Annotated in this window: 2 protein-coding genes and 1 pseudogene; 2 read left to right on the top strand and 1 reads right to left on the bottom strand. The window is 60.9% G+C overall.

Annotated elements, in window-relative coordinates:
* Positions 1-286 (top strand): annotated as a pseudogene (locus tag Q7T36_RS17900) (glycosyl transferase); the annotation flags it as partial.
* Positions 287-299: 13 nt separating this feature from the next.
* Positions 300-1,040, top strand: coding sequence for a TIGR04282 family arsenosugar biosynthesis glycosyltransferase (locus Q7T36_RS17905; RefSeq protein ID WP_304852079.1), 741 nt, complete (start codon positions 300-302; stop codon positions 1,038-1,040).
* Positions 1,041-1,075: 35 nt separating this feature from the next.
* Here the strand turns inward: Q7T36_RS17905 and Q7T36_RS17910 are convergent.
* The coding region (locus tag Q7T36_RS17910) for a hypothetical protein (protein ID WP_304852081.1) at positions 1,076-1,266 on the bottom strand (191 nt) is incomplete at its 5' end.

A 1,266-nucleotide genomic window follows, 5' to 3' on the forward strand; every position in this document is an offset into this window, starting at 1 on the left:
CGATCAGGCGATCTTTGTGCGGCGGTCGGTGTTCGAGCGGGTCGGCGGTTTTCCGGATATGCCGCTGATGGAGGATGTGGCGCTCAGCAAGACACTGCGCCGCCTCGCGCCGCCAGTCTGCCTGCGCGCCAGAGTCGTCACCTCCAGCCGACGCTGGGAGCAGCATGGCGTGGCGCGCACTGTGCTGCTCATGTGGTGGCTGCGACTGCTGTATGTACTGGGGGTTGCACCCGCCACGTTGCACGCCAGGTACTACAAGAAATACCACAAGAAGAAAATTAACTAAGTGAATCATCCATTTGAATATAAAGGATAAAAAAGAATACGAATTCTCCTCGTCCGTGCTGGCGGTGTTCGCCAGGGAGCCACGCCTGGGCGAAGTGAAGACGCGTCTGCAGCCTCTGCTGGGAGCTGAGCGCGCGCTGGCATTGCACGAGGCGCTGATCCGTTACGTGTTCGGTAACCTGCAGAGCGCGCGGCTGTGTCCTGCCGAGCTATGGGTGGCGGCGCCGCCTTTCTCATCAGTTAATCAACATGCTCACGAAGTATTTCTATCGCTTTGTAATGAAAGGGATATTCATCTTCAGGAAGGTGCGGATCTTGGCGCCCGCATGCGGCATGCCGTCGAGCATGCCTGGTCCCGTGCCACGAGCGTGGAGAATGTGGTTCTGGTGGGAGCGGACTGTCCGTCGGTAGGTGCGGAGTACCTGCGCCAGGCATTGACGCAGTTGGAAGGCGGCGAATCGGTGGTGATCGGCCCGGCGGACGATGGTGGCTATGTGCTGGTGGGCTTGCGAAAGGGGCCTCGTAATGCGGCGCTCTGCGATGCGCTCTTCGGCGCAGTGCCGAGCGGTGCTGGGCTGACCGCTGAGGTGCCTGACGAGTTACCGTGGGGAACCGAACGCGTGCTGGAGGTGACCCGCGACAGACTGCGCAGTGCCGGACTGACATGGGCTGAACTGGAGCCCCGCTGGGACGTTGACCGACCGGAGGATCTGCCGCGGCTGGCGACACTGCGGCCGCCGTTTCCAGGCATTTGATCTGGTGCCGGGACAGCCTTTATCAGGCCATACCCTCAGGCCATGCCCTCACGCTGCAGGAAGGTGACGAAGCGGCTGATGATAAGCTGGGTCGGGCGTTGCAGGTCAACGAAGCGGCAGCCACAAATGGTCAGGTCGCGCGCCTTGTTGTATTCGTAGTAGACAATCTCCGCACGGCACTCCAGATTCTGTTCCTGCGCCTGAATGCGAATCACAGCGTTGAAGC

It is taken from the genome of Fluviicoccus sp., assembly GCF_030646115.1.
GTDB lineage: Bacteria > Pseudomonadota > Gammaproteobacteria > Pseudomonadales > Moraxellaceae > Fluviicoccus.